Consider the following 17,040-nt stretch of genomic DNA (forward strand, 5'->3'; position numbering starts at 1 on the left):
CTTATTTTTTTAATCTTTTTTCTGAATTTTTCAATGCTTTTTGTGCAAGTGGCTCTTCCTCTAATATATTAACGATTTTATCCGAAAGCCATGTAACCAAAAGATCGTCTAGATTGTACTCTAGAACCATGGCAAGTTTTAATACCTGTTCTTTTTGAGCTGTCCTTTCACCTCGTTCTATTTTGCTTACTAATGCTGTATCTACTTCCAAATCGGCAGCTACTTGCCTTAAAAGCAAACCTTTTTTTTCTCTCAATTCTCTTACAGTTTCACCAAAAGACTTTCGTTTCATGATATTGACTTGTCACTATTTGTCAAATATAATAAATGTTTTATCCCGATGTTTAATTCATTCATGTTTACCGATTATTAGATGAGTCATTGATAGGTCGGCTGTTAATCGCTCAATTTCTGACTCAATAATATTTCTTACATATCCCTTTACTTGTAGGTAATTTGCTTGGACGATTTGCGGAATAACACTGGAGAATATTGGTATTGCATTGTAATTTTCATATTAAGCTTTTATTGCAGCATGATTATTAATTTATGTCGCAGTGAAACGCTTTTAAGTCAATTTTTCATCTGGATTATCAGCAACCATCCCAACAAATTCTCCGGAACTTAAACCAGAAATCTTTGAAGGAGGTACAGCTGCTTCTAATTGCTTTGATTTGCTTATTTAAGTGTTCTGGCTGTTTATTGAAAGGCTTTGTCTGTCCTGCATGAATTTGCCGAATCGGTCGCTTAGTTGTTTAGCTGTATCCCCGGTTACCTGGCCGGAAACAATATTTCCGACAATGTTCACAATGACGTTCGCTTGCTCACGACCATAGTCCTTTCTTAACTGGCTGAAGTCCTGGATACCTAAGCAAGCAGCCACTTTATTGCTACGAGCTGTTGCAATTAAGGTATCCATATTATTGAGATAGATTGCAGGAAACTCATCGAATATCAGGCTGCTTTTAAGCTTGCCCTTCATGTTAACCAGTTTCACTAACCTCTTTACATATAGTGACAGGACAGCACCGTAAATCTGGAACTTCTGGGGATTATTTCCCATGCAAACCAGCTTTGGCTTTTCTATATCATTTATGTCCAAGGTGAAATCTGAACCGGACAATACATAATAAGCTGAGGGGAGGACAACTTCGCCATTACAATCTTTGCCTATGCGATTTGGCCTTCCAATTGTTCCATTACATCATTCAAGTAAGCATTCACAAAGGGATTGATCAAGACTTCAATTTCCTTCTCTGTTCTTAAAACAGTAAACAAACTATCGTAATCCATTTGCATCAGTTCAATAACGTGCGGTAGAGTGCAGTATTCGCCATTTCATACTTTTTGAGAACCAAATGATAGCAGTCAGAAAGCTTATAGGTGATTCCACGAAGAAGTCGCCTTGCCTTTTGATCCACTCACGGTTTAAGCCCAACAATATGGTTCTAGCTGACTCTGCCGCATCCGTTATATCAAACATGGAAGCGGGGGCAAGCTACTAAACATAGTTTTCACCTCTAAAAATGACCTTATGTTGCGCTTGTATGCTTTAGCTCTCATTAGTTTTTAACTATAATCTCATAACTAAATCAGGTTGAGCATATCAATCATTTAAATGTTCATTGCCGAACAATAGATAACTATTTATTATCGAATCCCAAAGATTGAGGGTTAAAGTTTAAGGCATCCATAATCCCCTACGCCCACGAAAGCTTGCTTCTCTTTTACTTCTGTTTTCGGCTGGTGCTGTTAGTAGAGCGAGGTAACTAATAAAAGCCTGTCTTTGAGTATTTTGTAATATTTTTCGTATCTTCATGTAACCTTTAACCTTTTGACGATGGGCTTTTATCAAAAACTCCAAGCTTGGTGTACAACCAATTTCAGGCCTCTTTTTTTGCTATTGGCTGGCGGACTAATCATCACTACGATCATGATGAACAAGGACTCCTGGATGTTGGCTTCAGGCCATTTACCCGCAGGTATTATCTCCTGGGAGCTTAATCCGAGCAATGGTATCCAGCGGGCGGTATTATCGGACTGGAAAAATCACACGGAAACCATTCAGCTTTTTGGTGACAGCCTGATTCGACGAACCTTTACCGGTTTGAAAGTAGCCGACGATCAGAATACAATGGATTACTTTTTTATCGGCTTGTATGTGTTTTTATTCTTCCTTATTTTTTTGAGGCTGGCATACCACCGGCACATCAAATCTATCGGCTTGTTTGCCGGGATGATCTTACTAGCAGGCTTAACGGACGTGCTGGAGGATTGGGGAACACATCGGGCCATTCTTGCGGCTCCGGATGGGATCAATAGTTTATGTATCTTCCTGCCTGCCTTGATCAAGTGGGTAACCATCGCTTTACTCTTAATTTACCTGGTAAGTCAAGCCTTTCATTTGCAAAAATGGAACGGATGGATAAAAGAGCTTTCGGACAACCTGATCGCTGTGCTGATCCTTATGTGGCGTTTCCGGATCGTTTTGATTACGTTAATACTCTATTTTCTGGTATTGTTCCTGAGTGATCAGGGGCAGGACCTGCTGATCACCATTAACAGTACCCGCAAGGCTTGCATTTGTTTCCTTTTTACCGTTACCATTTTAGCTTTGCTGTGCTGGCATTTGCCGAAGGCGATTGATAATGCGAAACAGATTACTTTCTGCCAATTTTGGTTCGGGAAGGTGGATTTTAAGTCTGGTGGCGCTGCTGCCGGCCGGCCATCAGCGAAGATTGATATCGGGAGACTGTTGGGGGCTTTAGCTTTTTTAATACCCGCCGCGGGCATTCTTCAGACCATGCAAAAATACCATATGGATTATTTTTTGTCAGAAATCCCGCCGATCTCGATCCCCTTTATCTTTTTGGCCATCTATACCATTATCTTGCGTTACCACCTGATCGATCGTATTTATAAAAAGGGAGCAGGTGTTAACCGCCCTTTTTACTGGATCAGCATGGGCGTGATATTCGCCCTGATCATCTATTGGGGACTGGATGATGCAGAACGCAACACCAAACCTTATTACCTGGTTTATTTAAGCCTTGACTTATTATTATTGTCCCTTGCTTTTTTGATCACCACCACATTGCGTACCTGTGATATTGTTCTTGGCAACTGGAAGATCACTCCATGGATCACAGTCAGCGGCGTTTTTCTCGGGGTCATATTTCTTAGTTTTAATATCAGATCTATTCAGCGGGAATTGACCTTGATCGACCGCTTCTGGACGATGCCGGTCGTGTTTTGCGGCATTGCCGGTTATCTGTTGTTCTTTGCCTTTCTCATGTACCTCGGTAAACGCCGCGGGGTGCAGTATGTCAGCCTTTTGCTGGTGATCATGACTTGCTTTGCCGTTTTTAAAATAACGGATTACCACAATATCCTCGTAGAGCACGATCCCAGGTATACGCGCTTCCCGGATAGCCTGGAAACTTATGCCACCCGTTGGCTGGAGAACAGAAGGCCGGAACTCGAAACACTGTCCAAAAACGGCAGTAAAAAACCCTATCCGGTGTTTTTTGTCAATGCCTTTGGCGGCGGTATACGGGCCACAGCCTGGACAGCCATGGTAATGGGTTCCCTGGACAGTTTGGTAATTCAAGGAAACGACAGCGACCCCTCCGCCAAAAACTTCGAGCACTATGTGTTTTCCTATTCGGGGGCCTCGGGCGGCTCGATCGGCTTATCTTTAGTCGTTGCTTCCAGCAAGATGCACCTCGACTGCCCGGGTAAGGACCGTGCCCTCTATCCCAATCGAATTTTAAAAGTATTCCAATACGATTATTTGACAGCCGATATTGTTGCCTTATTGGGGCGTGACGCCTGGGCCTCTGCCTTTGGCCTCTCGGCATGGAAAGACAGAGGGAGGCTCCAGGAAGAAGACTGGGAAAGACATTGCGGGAATTTGGGTATACCCCTGGGCGTTAAGCTAGGTGAACTCCAAAAAAACACCCGGTATGAATTACCCTTATTCTTTCCCAATACCCATGATGCGAGGGTAGGCAAAAAAGGCGTCATCGCGCCGGTCTTGGTTGATTCACTCGATTTTCCAGGGGCCGTGTTTGTGGCCTCCGGCCTAAAAAAAGGAGATGATATCCGCCTGAGCACCGCGGCATTTTTAAGCGCCCGGTTTCCTTATGTAAGCCCTACCGCGAAACTTTACGGGGAACATAATTTTACGGATGGAGGGACCTGGGACAATTCCGGCGCCGAGACCTCTGCGCAGGTCTATCGCGTGTTTGCCAGGGCTCTTGAACGCTTGTCCGCGCGAGATACGGTTTACCGGCAGATCAACATCCAATTTCTGTCTCTGCCCAACAGTGTACCTATCCTCAGGAGTCATGCACCGGTTCACCTTTTTGAACCATTGGTGCCTCCTATCGGGCTGGTCAGTTTGATCAACACCGTTGCGGAAGCGCGGGAAGGAGACAACAAATCGTTCGCCTTTAGAAAAAACTATGGTTATACCCAGATCAGGCCGGAAATGATAGCGGTAGGTACAAGTAGAAAAGTTTGGCCGGTATTGCCACTGGGATGGCAGATATCGGACTTCGCATTGGAGCAAATGCAAAAAAGTATAGCAAACAACAAAGAGGCAGTGCGCATCAGTCAGTTATGCAGATCCGTGAATGCCATTACCCATAACAAGCACTAAACGATGGCAAATATACAGATCAATGCCGGTGGCACCATGGAGATTGGTGGGGCCGGTAATGAAGATACACCCGCCTCTTTAAAAAATGACTACCTCGGTTTCAGGCCGTACGTGGAAGGGGTTTATTCTTTTCTGGTTAACCCGGAAACGAAAGCCCCATTTACTTTGTCTATAGAAGGGGAATGGGGCTCGGGTAAATCGTCTTTCATGTTGCAATTAGAAGATTCACTGAAAGCCGGTGGTTACCAAACCATTCGCTTTAATGCCTGGCGCCAGGATAAAGTAGAATCCATGTGGGCGGCTTTTGCGCTGACTTTTATGGAAAAACTGCTGGCCAGGCGCTGTTTCTGTGAGCGTTGGATAGCCAATTTAAGACTCCGTGCCAAAAGGTTTGAATGGCATAAAGGCTGGCTCAGCATCATCAAGGTAGCGGCTATGGTATTAATTTATGGCTATATTCTTTTTGAACTGCTCAATAGCTCGCCAAGCCTGTCCCAATTTCTAAAAGAAGATAAGGCAGATCTTGGCAGCATTATCAAAGTCTTGGGTACTGCCGGAACCCTGGTCATATTTCCGCTGGTATTAAAACAATTGGCAGAAATATTCGGTAATCCTTTTAAGAATGACCTCGAAAAATTTGTAAATACCCCCAAATACGAAGGTAACGTATCTTTTATTGAAGAGTTTCACAAAGATTTTGCGCATATCATCGACGTTTTGACAGACGACAAGGAAAAAATATTCGTATTTGTGGATGACTTGGACAGGGCCGATGTACCTAAAGCTGCGGAGTTAATGCAGGGGCTCAATATGATGATCGCCGATTCACCAAGGCTGATATTCATTATTGGTATGGACCGGGAAAAAGTAGCCGCCGGTGTCTCTGCAAAATATAAGGACTTACTGCCTTTCCTGTACCCGGATAAAGGGCCGCTGAATAGCCCGGAAAGCTTCCGCAATGCCCGCGATTATGGCTACCGTTTTATCGAGAAGTTTATTCAACTATCTTTTGAAGTGCCCCGGCCTTCATCCAACTATACACGCGCATTCATTGAATCCCTTAGCGGCATTCAAGTACAAACCAATAACACGCCGGTGACCTATAAACCCATGTTACAAATCACCGAGGGACAGGACGCAGCGGAATTTCGTGAGGTCGTTTTTGAACTCGCATCGTTCTTTGATCATAATCCAAGGCGGATGAAGCAATTTGTCAATATTTTCAGATTGAAGGCCCATATTTCAAATAGTACCGGGTTGTTCACGGAAAGTGATGAAAATAATGGCAGAAAGGCTTTAACCATTCCACAATTGGGAAAGTTTGTCGCGCTGACGATGCTCTATCCGGATTTTATCATAAGCCTGGAAAAAGACCCTGATTTTTTAGATAAGACACTGGCCAAGAATTCAGGACCAGCATACGCCCCATGGATAGAGCATGAGGGACTGAGGGGTTTATTATTTGCTGAACCTGATGATCTTGCTCATTACCCAGCGTGGGACATGAAAGAGATCAATTGGATGCCGCTATTAGAAACTACACCTACTTACAAAATCAACACGGAAACCGATGATTTTATACCACCTGAGATCCCCGCACCTAATGATAATCCCACTTCGGGTAGTTTTTCTGGCCGGACTACGACCACGACACGGCCACCTTCCAGCGGAGATACAGTCACCATGAAGTAATGATGATTTTCTTGACTTAAATTTACCAACGCAATTACCCCGTACGACGGTTCAAATATTCAATTTCCAAAAGGCACTAACCTGAAAAGGCTCGTTTTCTGCACAAGGTAACATGTGTCCTTGTTCCTGAAATTTCTGATATAAAAGCTTTATCCTATAGCTGACATTACCTTTAGGATGACATCTAAAGATCGTAGTTTAAAAATCTCTTAAGCTAACCATGCTTAAATTGCAATAAGGTTCCTCTAAAAATAAACTACTTTACTTCAAAATGCACGTTGTAAGGTTGTAGAGGATAGCCTGTTTTAGATTGAAATGATCTGTCAGTAATTACAAAATCATACCTATGTCCGGATTTTAAATTTAATTTGAGTTTAAATGATTTGCGATCATTCGTAAATCCTGCTACCCCTGAAATGGGAAAATGCTCTTTACCACCTTCGCCAAAATTAAAAGAATAGCCTTCACCCATAGGTTCAGAAAAGTTAATGGTAACCTCCGTGAGTGAGGACGAAACATCCTCTTGCTTATTAATGTTCGGAGTAAGGCTAACTACCTGCGGTTGCAGTTTTTCAAATTTGCTTAACAGCGCCTGCTTGTCAATCGGCTCTGTATAAAACCTTGATTCCCTGAGAAAATCTGTAACCTGCTGTTCGTTGTTGTAATCTAATTCGATGATCTTTTTTATCGCCTGCCTTTTGTCAGTATGATTCAAATAGTAATTCTGGCATATAACGTAACCCATGAAATAACCAAGGTCCGGATGTGAGTTGTTGGAGCCATTATATAACCAGTTACGTGTCGCTGTGCTAAACATCTCAACGAGAAATTTTTCTTTTAGCTCTTGCTCATGGTTCCGGCCATAAATCATATAAGCGTTATTGTCTTTCTTGTGAGTAACCAGTTCTGCAACAAAGTCTGCGGATCCTTCCATTATGGTTTGCGCAAGCAACAGCTGCCCTTCACCAGCCTTTTGCTGGGTATGCACATATTCATGAACATTTAGCGCAACAAGGTTTGACGGCTGTTGGTTCTTGAAAACATTCTTTAACCAATCGTTCAATTCCGAAGCATCAGTAGTTTCGTCTGCTGTTGCGATTTCTGTACCAATAAGTACCATATCATCAGTAGTGGTGCCTCCTGAGCGTAAACCTCCCACTGTAAAGTACATCTTCGCCGGGCGGATTTCGGGGTATAACTTTCTGAAATTATCAATACTTTTCGTAATAGCAGGAATTTGATTTTTGATATTCAATGTGTTACTCCTGATGCTTTTCCAAAACTTAGGGTATTTATGAATCAGTGTAATCCACAACCTTGCATTGTAGTCGCGGGCTTTCATAAAAGCTTTCAGGCCCGGTGTGCCCTTATCCACGTAAATACGTTGAATAAATTCTACTTGCTTTGTTGTATCACTTGTAGTCGCGACACTATCATAGGCTTGCCAAAATCGGTCAACATCATCGGTATAAACGATCTTCAAATTGCGTTGTTGCGCTTGAATTAGTAAAGGAAAACAAAAAGTGACAGCGAGTAGGTAAATATATTTCATGGTAATTCATAGACGAATCTAATTTAATTATGTTACATCCAAATCTGATTGTTTAACACGCGGAACGCACCGGCTATTTCCGTCGCCCTTGCAATCAATACCTTATCAAGTCCCATTTATTGGTGCTGCTCCAGATAATTTTATATCGCTCATCCGGTCGCAGATCATAGTTCACAAAATTGAGTACAGAAGTAAACATCCGGAAATAGAGTACTGGTAGCTCCTTAGTGAAAGTGATTGAATAACCCTGCCTTAAACTTACGTTCTCCCAATGCTGCCTGTCTGCGCTAACAAGGCATTTTACTTCCTGTTTAGCACCATTGGCGATTGAATAGGTATAAGAATTCCCCTTTTTTCCGGAATCAACCAGCGCCACTACCTCTAAATGCACATCCAGCCCGTTTACCAAGTTATTATTCCGGAAGCCAAAATATAGCGAAGGGTTCAAACATTGGTTCGAGGCATAACAAGTATTGACAACATTATTACTTTGTTGGCATGCAGAAAGGTTTTCGTCTTTTTTTTGCACGAAGCTATCAGCGTCATAAGTATTGGAAAAAACATAGGTGTCCACCGCTGAACCATCATTGGTATTAACGGCATATCTGGCCAAATTAGCGCTAACAGCCAGCTCAGCCGGCGCAAGTTTGTTGATCAGTTCGAAAAGATGGTTTATCTGCTGGTTTCGGTCTTTGGGACTAATTGTGATCCGACAAATATAAGCTGCTGTTTTATCAGGGAAATCGACACGCACATAATTCCGGTTATTACCGGTCAGATTAGAAGTAGAGTTGAGAGTAATAGTCTGATTCGCTACATCCACATAAGTTTGGGCAAAGGCATTGTAAACAGAAATAATTAAAAAAGCGGCTAATAAATATTTTAACATGGATAAGGTTTATGTTTATGCAGCCAAAATAATACTTTCTGAAAATCCGGGCAAATCTATAGGTATTTTTCACCTCAACTAAATATTTATGCTGACCAATAATAATTAAGCTGCGACTTTGTATTTTCAACTGTTTAAACCGATCACCAATGTACAGCTTAACCCAAACCTTACAAAAGAATCAAAAGAGCCGCCGCTATAACCAGATTAAGAAAAAAGTACACCTTTTACTTGATCCTTCAGACGGCGGCACCAGGTGGGACCGCATCATCAACAGCATCATCGTCAGCCTCATCCTCCTCAATCTCATCGCCGTATGCTTGGAAACTGTCGACAGTTACTACCGCGCCAACCAGATTTGGTTCAAAGATTTTGAACTTTTTTCCATCTTCATATTCTCACTGGAGTATCTTCTACGCATCTGGTCATGCACAAGTATGAAAAAATACCGGCACCCGGTTAAAGGAAGATTAAAATACCTCATCTCACCTGGGTCGCTTGTGGACCTGGCAGCGATCCTCCCCTTTTACCTACCTTTGATATCCGGCCTCGATCTACGCTCCTTACGGCTGATCAGAATGATCCGCTTTGTACGTTTCTTTAAATTAGGTCGTTTCCTCAATGCGTCTCGGGTGATCCGGCGCGTCTTTGAAGCAAAAAAAGGAAGAACTGATCGTCAGTATGCTCATCGTGCTTTCGTTGATCATACTGGCATCCAGCGTCATGTACTTTGTAGAACATGATGTCCAGCCAGATAAGTTTTCGAGTATCCCCGAAACAATGTGGTGGAGTGTCGCAACTCTCACAACCGTAGGATACGGCGACGTTTATCCGATAACAACCATCGGTAAGACGCTCACCGCATGCATTTCCATACTAGGCATCGGCGTGTTCGCCCTTCCTGCCGGTATTTTAGCTTCCGGGTTTTCCGATGAATTTAAGCGAAGAAATACATCACATGCGACCTGCCCTCATTGCGGGAAAGAACTGCATGGTTAACTATTAGCACATCCAGGGTTTTTAGTTCCCGGCTATTGCAGGTATATACCTACTGACGGGTAATCACGCTGATGGATAAAAACAAAAGCGAATAATTTATTTTCCCTTCGAACAATCCCCTTTTATATAAGCAGCTTAATTGGTAATTTAGGTACAACAACCTTTACCGGTCATGCACAGAATATGTTTCGTTTTTTTGCTCATACTAATTTGTCGGCTCCCGGCATTTGGCCAGCACGCATGTGAAGAGACATTGAAAAAGATCCCGCTTTCCAATCTCCGCGCCGGTGATTTCGATACCGATTATAGTGAATACGATGATTCAGTCTGTGTCTTTACACTACGGGGTAGGCAGAACTCGGGTTCCCCTACTGCACCCCTGCCGATACCTGCCGTTTTAAGTTTCAGCGTCGCAATACGCCAAGCAGTAAAGAAACCAGATGGCAACAAATCAGCTTAAAAAATACGATCATCCTGCTTTTAGGAAATAACCTGACTGATATCAATAAAGCATTCGATAAACAAGGTACCCTGAGTCAGGATAACAGCCGCAGAAATCATGAAGTTGACAGCCTGACACATTTTTGGCGTGAGAGGTATATCGTATTCCCTAACCTAACCTGGCGTATGAAGACTGGGAATCCGCATTGTACAACGATTTAAACGCAAAAATCCAAAAGTAAAACCTACCCAGCAACTGAAAGACTCCATCCGCAGGACTTTGTTGCAGGGCTTTAAGTATTAACCGAAAGCCATTTATTGACAAGCCATTTCAAGTTCTTCCATTGATTTCCATTCCATACACTTTTCGGGAAGACTTGCAGCATGATCAATGAGGCACAACAACAACCGTTCAATCCGATTAAAAAAAACCGGGTTTGTGCTCAGCTGTTGCAAAGCGTTATAAGGCTTTTCACTTTTTATCTCTTCATCAAAGTACGCAGCCTCAAAAGTTGTAATAGAGGAAAGTAATCTTACTTTGACACCTTCCGGCTTTAGTTGTACTTCGTTCAGGATATTTTCATTAATCTTCCAGGCCGGATTAGCATTGCCATTGCTTGCCAGTTTCGAATCAGCATCATGAAGAATAGCATAATCAGCCCCGAACTGGTTCAAAACCTTTATCATTGATACAATAGTAGCTTTACCCCTCGCCCTTATGATATGGATATCCTTATATGCTTCGGGCTTCATTTGTATGACATACTTGAAGGCAGTAAACTCCGTATCCCCCTCCACGATAATGGTTTTACCTCCGAAGAAAAACTCGGCGACGTAAGGGTCGAAAATGTTTAATAATTTGAGATTTAATCTATCATCCGGACTTAATTTTAAGCGGTCGGGCCTGTAAACGGTTGTACCAACGATAGAATCATCCGCTTTACGTTCTACCTTTACAATTGTTGTGTTATCCTTGGAAAGGTCAATAAAAATAGGCGAATGGGTAGTCACCATTACCTGCCAATGGTTATTTGGCAAATTGTAAAGCACATTACAGGCCTCCCGGATGGCGTTCGGATGCAAGCAAATTTCGGGTTCGTCTAATAACAGCAAATGCGGACGAACTGGTGTTCCATCGTCGTTCTTCTTTGATTTCGTTTCTGAAATATATTTCAATGCCGACCAAAGCAATGTTCTCCTGGCACCGCTGCCCTGTTTTTCTATACTGCTCATGTAACCGTCTTCAGGTCCCATCAACAATTGCGCCTCGCCTTTAAATAAACTGATCGTCTTATCGATTCCGTCAGTCGTCCTCGGATCAAAGTCAACTTTATAGTTAGGGAAGACCTGACCGATCATTCGCGATAATTCGTGGTTGATTTCCTTTATTTCACTTTCAGCTTCGGCGACTATAGCACGCTGCAGCTTTTCTACCTGTTTTAATAATGAATTATACACGCTCTCCTGATCCTCAAACCCTTTATGTTGCTTTACTTTATCATCAAGTACCTTTCTGAGAAGTTTCTTAATTTCTTCCGCCTGTTTTGCAGGATCATCAAAAGCGTCGACCCGGTGTGGTTCGGGTCTCCTGGAGTTAGCAACATTAGGCGCCCCCCAGGGGACCTTTTCGCTCCAGATCTCCTTCTTCGAATCCCATCCTTGTCTTTTGGAAGACTTTCCTGGTTCCGACCATGTAAATTTCTCTCGTACTAACCTTTCACCCTGATCTGTCACGGTGATCCATTCTTCCCCAGGCGCATTGTCAAATACAACAGTTTGAATTTCAATCTCAGGCAGCTCATCTAAAGTCACCTCTCCCCGTGGAAAATCATCTATGGAGAGTATTCCATTACTTGAGCCCTGGCACATGGCAATTTCATAGGCCTTTAATATGGTGCTTTTACCGACGTTATTTCCACCAACCAGGACTACGATATCATTGAGATCTATCTCAACCGGTTTATTGCCAATAGCCCGAAAGTTTTTAATAATGAGTTTGGTAAGTCTTGGTCTGTTTATTGCTGGATTACCAGAATCCAGCAATACTTCCTCTGTTGCTGTAGCCTTTGGTTTTGCCATTGTTATAAAGTTTATTTATTGGTTTATTTTAATTTAACAGCTATATCGTGATCTCCAAGGTTGAGTTCGTTAATAGCCATAAAAGGATTTACGTCTTATACCCGCTGTAACGTCATAGGATTTAATAGCAGCGTTTATTTCAGTGCTCATTTCGGTCTTGCCATTGTAGACGAACTCCGCCGGTTTGCCGTCATCACCAACTATGGCGGTCAGATCTGAAACCGGTATTTCGATCGAATGGAGTATAAAGCCAAATTCGTCGATAAATTCTATGGTGATCCGTCCGGGCTGGTAATTATCACGCAAGTCGTTCAACCCTTGTACTTTCAACGCATAGTATAAAAAGTTGCCCCTGTACAAGGCTTTGAGTGTTGTATAGGCTCCCTTTTTAACAAAGTTCAGGGAAGCCAAACCTAAATCCCGTTGTTTAGGCTTTGATATCTCGAACTTTTTAATCTCTTTGGCATTCAGATCGCCAATCTCCCTTAATTCATTATCGATCAGTTTATAGATCTTATCCCCGTGAATAAAAGTGTTCTCCGCGATCTGGGTATTATTGTTAGCACATGATGACAGGACAACCATGAGAGGTGCAAAAATGTGGGTAAGTTTAATATTCATTGTATGGTTTTAAAAATGGTTGATTTTTAATATTTACCTCGGTAACAGAAGCCCGAAAAAACTTGTTAAGTAATTTTTCGTTTTTACTACAACGAGTCAAAAAATTCAGATCCGTTTTATTTAACGGATCTGTCACTAACCACCTTCCAGGTGGCAAAGCGTCCGCCCGGTTTTCTTTGCTTCGTTCACGCTGATTTTTATAATGCGATGTTGACAATTACGTAAGCCTATACAGTTATTCCGCAGATGATATCTTATTGCGGTTGAGCTTTCGCAAACGTAGACAAACCCGGGTACAGAGTGCTCTGGTCCATCCGTATTATTCAACAGGAACAGGGTTAAAAAAAGAACCGGTATTATTACATACATGCAAAGCTTTAAATACTTTTTGGGGATATGTTCCCAAAGGGTTTGGGGAATGGATCCAATATGAGTTATGAGGGTCCGGACTCCTTTTTTTTCTGCCACTTTCGAAATGTAATTCGAGTACGGCCGGTTTTCGAAATCGGTTAACCAGGCCAGTAGTTCGATCTGCTTTTCCTCCGGGCTTTGTGTCCTCCCTTTTAAAAAATAGTTTACCGGCCGGAAAATGTCAGCATCAGCCTTATTGATTGCATCTATATAGGCGTCCGGATCTGACTGTCGCTCAAAGAATGAAATCAGCACGTTCTCATCCTGGCGCAGAAACCGTTCTTTACAGGCTGAAAGCGCATGTTCTTTTAAATTAACCACTGTGGGAAAAGCAAGCTTCAGCGGCAGTTTGCCCGACGCTTTTTGCTCCTCGTAATCCCGGAGCACCGCGGCCCTATACTCTTCAAACCGGTAAGGCATCTCGACAAGATTTAAACTTTAACTTTTTCCAACCTTTGGATAACCACCAGCAATGCGTCCAGGTAGCCGTAGATTTCATCTACGGACTGAATCTCATGCCTGACTTCTTTCTTGGCTTCATCCAGTACCACGAGGAATTTCCTGCCTGTACCGAGATACAGCCGGCAGATGGTCTTGCGGTTGTTGTCGTCCAGCAGGATGGCGAAATAGGATAAAGCGTCCCGGTAAGTAATCCGGTTGGCCCCCACATGCTGCCGGAGCATGGATTTGACGATATGGAAGCCTTCGATTTCCTCTTCGGTGGTGACGATACCGTTCTGCGGTTCAGCTACGGCTTCTTCCATTTTCACGGCCTCGGCGACTTCCATTTGCTTTTCCTGGTTCAATGCAGACTTCAGCCGCTCGCTGATCGCATCGCTGACCAGCAGGTTCAGCGAACGCTTGACGATCGGGGTAAACTGCTCTCTTACCTTGGTCGTGATCACGCCGGAATAAACCTGTTTGGTCAGGAAGGTCACAAATGCCTCCGAAGGCAGGATCATTTCTTTGTTCAGCAGGCTTTTTAGTTCATTCAGGTACTTCAGCTCGCTGGCGGTGTTCGTGATGCTTTCCACGTCGAAATAGGATTTATGGAACTTTTTCAGTTCCACAATTTCTGTTTCCTTGATCTCCGTAATATTGAACTCGAAGAAAGGGGTCGCATCCATCTTGTTCTTTTCTACGAGGTCCGTGTAGAACCGGTAGTTCAGCCCGTTGGTCAGCAGCCCGAATTTCGCTTTGGTGGTATGGAAATACCGGAACAGCTGCGAATTGTGCGGATCAAGGTCTTCGAGGTGGTGCTTGCATTCGATGAGGATGGCGGGTTCGCTGTCTTTCATGATAGCGTAGTCGACCTTTTCCCCTTTCTTGATGCCGATATCGGCGATAAATTCGGGGTTAACTTCGAAGGGGTTGAATACGTCGTAGCCCAATACCTGTATGAAAGGCATGATAAGGGCGTTTTTGGTGGCTTCCTCGGTCTTGAGCTGTGGGATCAATTTCTCGACACGGGAGGCTAATTGCAGTATCTGATCTTTAAAATCCATTATCGTATTAAGTTTTAGCTGTAGCAAAATTGAATCATTAATTCCTGTGCGCTTTTCATGGGCACTTTTCATCTGCCTGATTGGTTTCGAGCCTTCGGCTTAACCCGTGGGCATCCTTGCCTGGAGGTTGCCGATCTGTCCCAGAAAGCTTGCGAAATCGTCCATCGCACCTTTCTTCGAGGTGGAGATGATTTCGTAAATCCCGGTATCGGAAGTCAGGGTATACTCAGAATAAGCGCAAATGGGGATTTGCCGGTTATTGTTAAAGCGCCTGTCCGGTCCTCCGCGTTTATTGACATACCGCCAGGTTTGATCAATTACCTGTGCATCCGGTGGCAGCCATTCACTTTCAATAAAACGCGTCGTATACCCGGTTATCCGCAGATTTTTATAGAACACCGCCGCGAATGAGTTTCCTTCCCTGATCAGCAGCCTTTCCGGCAGAAAATAAAATTCAAGGGTGTTCAGTTTAATGCAGGGCGTGGATACGTTGGTGATGAAATACGGAAGTGGAGGTTTATTGGTGAAGACACCGCGTAATGGTTTTCGTTTGATGAGCTTACCCGCTCCGGCATTCCGTTTATAATCGCTGGTTTGTTGCGCGTTCAGATACTGCCAGATTCTTGCTGAACCGGAAAACCGGGCAAAATGAACACCAAACTGTTCATACACCTTTCGAAACTGCGGATCCATGTCGTAATGCAGTTCCATCTCAAAGCGCTCTTTGTCCAGCTTCCGCAACCAGCGGATAAGTACCGTAAAAACAAGGATGCCCAGCAGGAATTCATAAACGGCATATGGATTGGCCAGGAAGGCCTGCGTTTCTGCAACCGCTTCCAATGGCACATGATCAATACGCACAAAACGCCGGTTGATATATCCGGTAGAATCATGGAAGCCTACGCCAACCCATTTTGTATTGGTCGAATCGGTCAAACGAAAAGCTTCGTCGTAAACTGCCGCTCTGACAATGTCAGAACCGGCATCCGCGCGCTTCCGGATGTTTACACCTTCATAGGAGGTCACCATAACCGAGATGCTATCCCTTGCAGGCCGCCTGACCACAGTCCGGCTGCCAAAAGAAGTCCACAGCATGGCCGCAATAAAAATCAAAAGCGGCGGAATGCCCAGCCAGTTCACATAAGCTATCAGGCCCGCTTTCCGGGTCAGTTCAGCTACGAAGTCCATAGAATCTGTATCTGTCAGTTGCCCGATAGCTGCGGAAGCGATATCATGGCCTTTGTCAATTACGGGGGCTAATGCCCGATGCTTTTCTGGTGCCCCTGCCGATGCTGGCCCCTGTAATTTCCTCCGGTAAGTAATACCATGTGCACTCAGGCTGACGAAGGTACCTTTGGGCCCGACGTTAACGCGGGCCCCTTTCACACCCAGAGAATAGCTGATACCGCTTTTAGAAAAATTGACCCGGAACGGCCCCGATCCGAAAGACTTACGATATGACCAGCTCATATTTGATAAGGTTTAGGTTGTTCATTAAGAAGTTCAGGATTGAATTTTGCTAACGCCAAGAAAATTCAGAATGATCTGTTCAGCCTCACCTGCGGAATTAGCGTATGGATGCAGTTCGAAGCGCTTTACCCTGGATTGCTCCAGCCAGTCCGTCCAGAAAAGTTTCATGATCTCCATATCTGTCGGCTGAACGGTCGCACTGCCCCCTTTCGACATCGAGCGGTCATAAAGCTCCATGACCAGCACCTCCAGGTTTTTAAGGTTCTCATTATTGACCGGCCTGATGCGGAACGATTTGTTTTTCCGGAAAAAAACTTTGATATCATTTTCGCCGGAAGCCAGGAAAGCCTTTCTGAAACCGTTTATGGTTTTCTGGCTCAGATCGAAACCTTTCCCGAATATTCCCGCCTCGATGTAACCGTCTGTTGTCAAAACCAACACGTTGCGGTAAGTATTCACAACGGTCAGTTCCTCATCCTTCCTGGGCGCCTCTGCCGGGAGCACGCGTTTGTCATCGATTCCCTGGTTGAAATAAGTCCAAATATCGGCGCCGAAATTTTTGCTGCCAGCCGCCTGGTTGATCCGCGTGAACTCTGCCGACATTTTACCGATATCCTGTTTTAAAGTAGGCTTGGCAGGTACCTTGTTTAAGATATAACTTATGCGTTCGATCTGGTTGGGGAAACGCCCGAAATCAATGAAGAGCTTGTCGGTTTGT

13 protein-coding genes and 1 pseudogene are annotated in these 17,040 nt (G+C 43.8%); 4 read left to right on the plus strand and 10 right to left on the minus strand.

Annotation, left to right across the window (positions count from 1 at the left end):
- Position 1: 1 nt before the first annotated feature.
- Together ABID99_RS17360 and ABID99_RS17365 are read right to left on the minus strand one after the other, a co-directional pair.
- The gene (locus tag ABID99_RS17360; RefSeq protein ID WP_373614535.1) at positions 2–292 is read right to left on the minus strand and encodes a helix-turn-helix domain-containing protein; all 291 of its coding nucleotides are present in this window, start codon (positions 290–292) and stop codon (positions 2–4) included.
- A 57-nt stretch (positions 293–349) separates the two neighbouring features.
- A pseudogene (locus tag ABID99_RS17365) lies at positions 350–1,498 on the minus strand (TraM recognition domain-containing protein); the annotation flags it as partial.
- A gap of 435 nt (positions 1,499–1,933) precedes the next feature.
- On the opposite strand from ABID99_RS17365, the gene ABID99_RS17370 reads away from it, so the two are divergent.
- Both ABID99_RS17370 and ABID99_RS17375 read left to right on the plus strand, forming a co-directional pair.
- Entirely contained in the window at positions 1,934–4,663 is a 2,730-nt protein-coding gene (locus ABID99_RS17370) for a hypothetical protein (RefSeq protein WP_373614536.1), read from the plus strand.
- A 3-nt stretch (positions 4,664–4,666) separates the two neighbouring features.
- Positions 4,667–6,355 (plus strand): P-loop NTPase fold protein, encoded by a 1,689-nt coding sequence (locus tag ABID99_RS17375; protein WP_373614537.1) that lies wholly within the window; start codon positions 4,667–4,669, stop codon positions 6,353–6,355.
- A 256-nt stretch (positions 6,356–6,611) separates the two neighbouring features.
- Here the strand turns inward: ABID99_RS17375 and ABID99_RS17380 are convergent, their stop codons facing one another.
- Together ABID99_RS17380 and ABID99_RS17385 are read right to left on the minus strand one after the other, a co-directional pair.
- Positions 6,612–7,907 carry an Ig-like domain-containing protein gene (locus ABID99_RS17380; RefSeq protein WP_373614538.1) on the minus strand — a complete coding sequence of 432 codons (1,296 nt, stop codon included), beginning with the start codon at positions 7,905–7,907 and terminating at the stop codon, positions 6,612–6,614.
- A 94-nt stretch (positions 7,908–8,001) separates the two neighbouring features.
- Positions 8,002–8,796, minus strand: coding sequence for a hypothetical protein (locus ABID99_RS17385; RefSeq protein ID WP_373614539.1), 795 nt, complete (start codon positions 8,794–8,796; stop codon positions 8,002–8,004).
- Positions 8,797–8,945: 149 nt separating this feature from the next.
- Between ABID99_RS17385 and ABID99_RS17390 the strand changes: the two genes are divergently transcribed.
- Together ABID99_RS17390 and ABID99_RS17395 are read left to right on the plus strand one after the other, a co-directional pair.
- Complete coding sequence (locus tag ABID99_RS17390) at positions 8,946–9,539, plus strand: ion transporter (RefSeq protein ID WP_373614540.1); 594 nt, start codon at positions 8,946–8,948, stop codon at positions 9,537–9,539.
- The gene (locus ABID99_RS17395; protein WP_373614541.1) at positions 9,520–9,795 is read left to right on the plus strand and encodes a potassium channel family protein; all 276 of its coding nucleotides are present in this window, start codon (positions 9,520–9,522) and stop codon (positions 9,793–9,795) included. Before ABID99_RS17390 ends, ABID99_RS17395 begins: the two co-directional genes overlap by 20 nt.
- A 756-nt stretch (positions 9,796–10,551) precedes the next feature.
- Here ABID99_RS17395 and ABID99_RS17400 read toward each other — a convergent pair.
- From ABID99_RS17400 to ABID99_RS17425, 6 genes are all read right to left on the minus strand, one after another.
- Positions 10,552–12,315 carry an ATP-dependent endonuclease gene (locus tag ABID99_RS17400; RefSeq protein WP_373614542.1) on the minus strand — a complete coding sequence of 588 codons (1,764 nt, stop codon included), beginning with the start codon at positions 12,313–12,315 and terminating at the stop codon, positions 10,552–10,554.
- Positions 12,316–12,384: 69 nt separating this feature from the next.
- Complete coding sequence (locus ABID99_RS17405; RefSeq protein WP_373614543.1) at positions 12,385–12,936, minus strand: hypothetical protein; 552 nt, start codon at positions 12,934–12,936, stop codon at positions 12,385–12,387.
- A 135-nt stretch (positions 12,937–13,071) separates the two neighbouring features.
- Positions 13,072–13,767, minus strand: a complete 696-nt coding sequence (locus tag ABID99_RS17410) for a hypothetical protein (protein ID WP_373614544.1) — start codon at positions 13,765–13,767, stop codon at positions 13,072–13,074.
- Between the two features lie 11 nt (positions 13,768–13,778).
- Positions 13,779–14,852 (minus strand): type I restriction endonuclease, encoded by a 1,074-nt coding sequence (locus ABID99_RS17415; protein ID WP_373614545.1) that lies wholly within the window; start codon positions 14,850–14,852, stop codon positions 13,779–13,781.
- Between the two features lie 99 nt (positions 14,853–14,951).
- Positions 14,952–16,322, minus strand: a complete 1,371-nt coding sequence (locus ABID99_RS17420; RefSeq protein WP_373614546.1) for a DUF4236 domain-containing protein — start codon at positions 16,320–16,322, stop codon at positions 14,952–14,954.
- 33 nt (positions 16,323–16,355) lie between these two features.
- Positions 16,356–16,925 (minus strand): hypothetical protein, encoded by a 570-nt coding sequence (locus tag ABID99_RS17425; RefSeq protein ID WP_373614547.1) that lies wholly within the window; start codon positions 16,923–16,925, stop codon positions 16,356–16,358.
- Positions 16,926–17,040 lie beyond the last annotated feature (115 nt).

This window comes from Mucilaginibacter sp. OAE612 (genome assembly GCF_041806395.1).
GTDB lineage: Bacteria > Bacteroidota > Bacteroidia > Sphingobacteriales > Sphingobacteriaceae > Mucilaginibacter > Mucilaginibacter rubeus.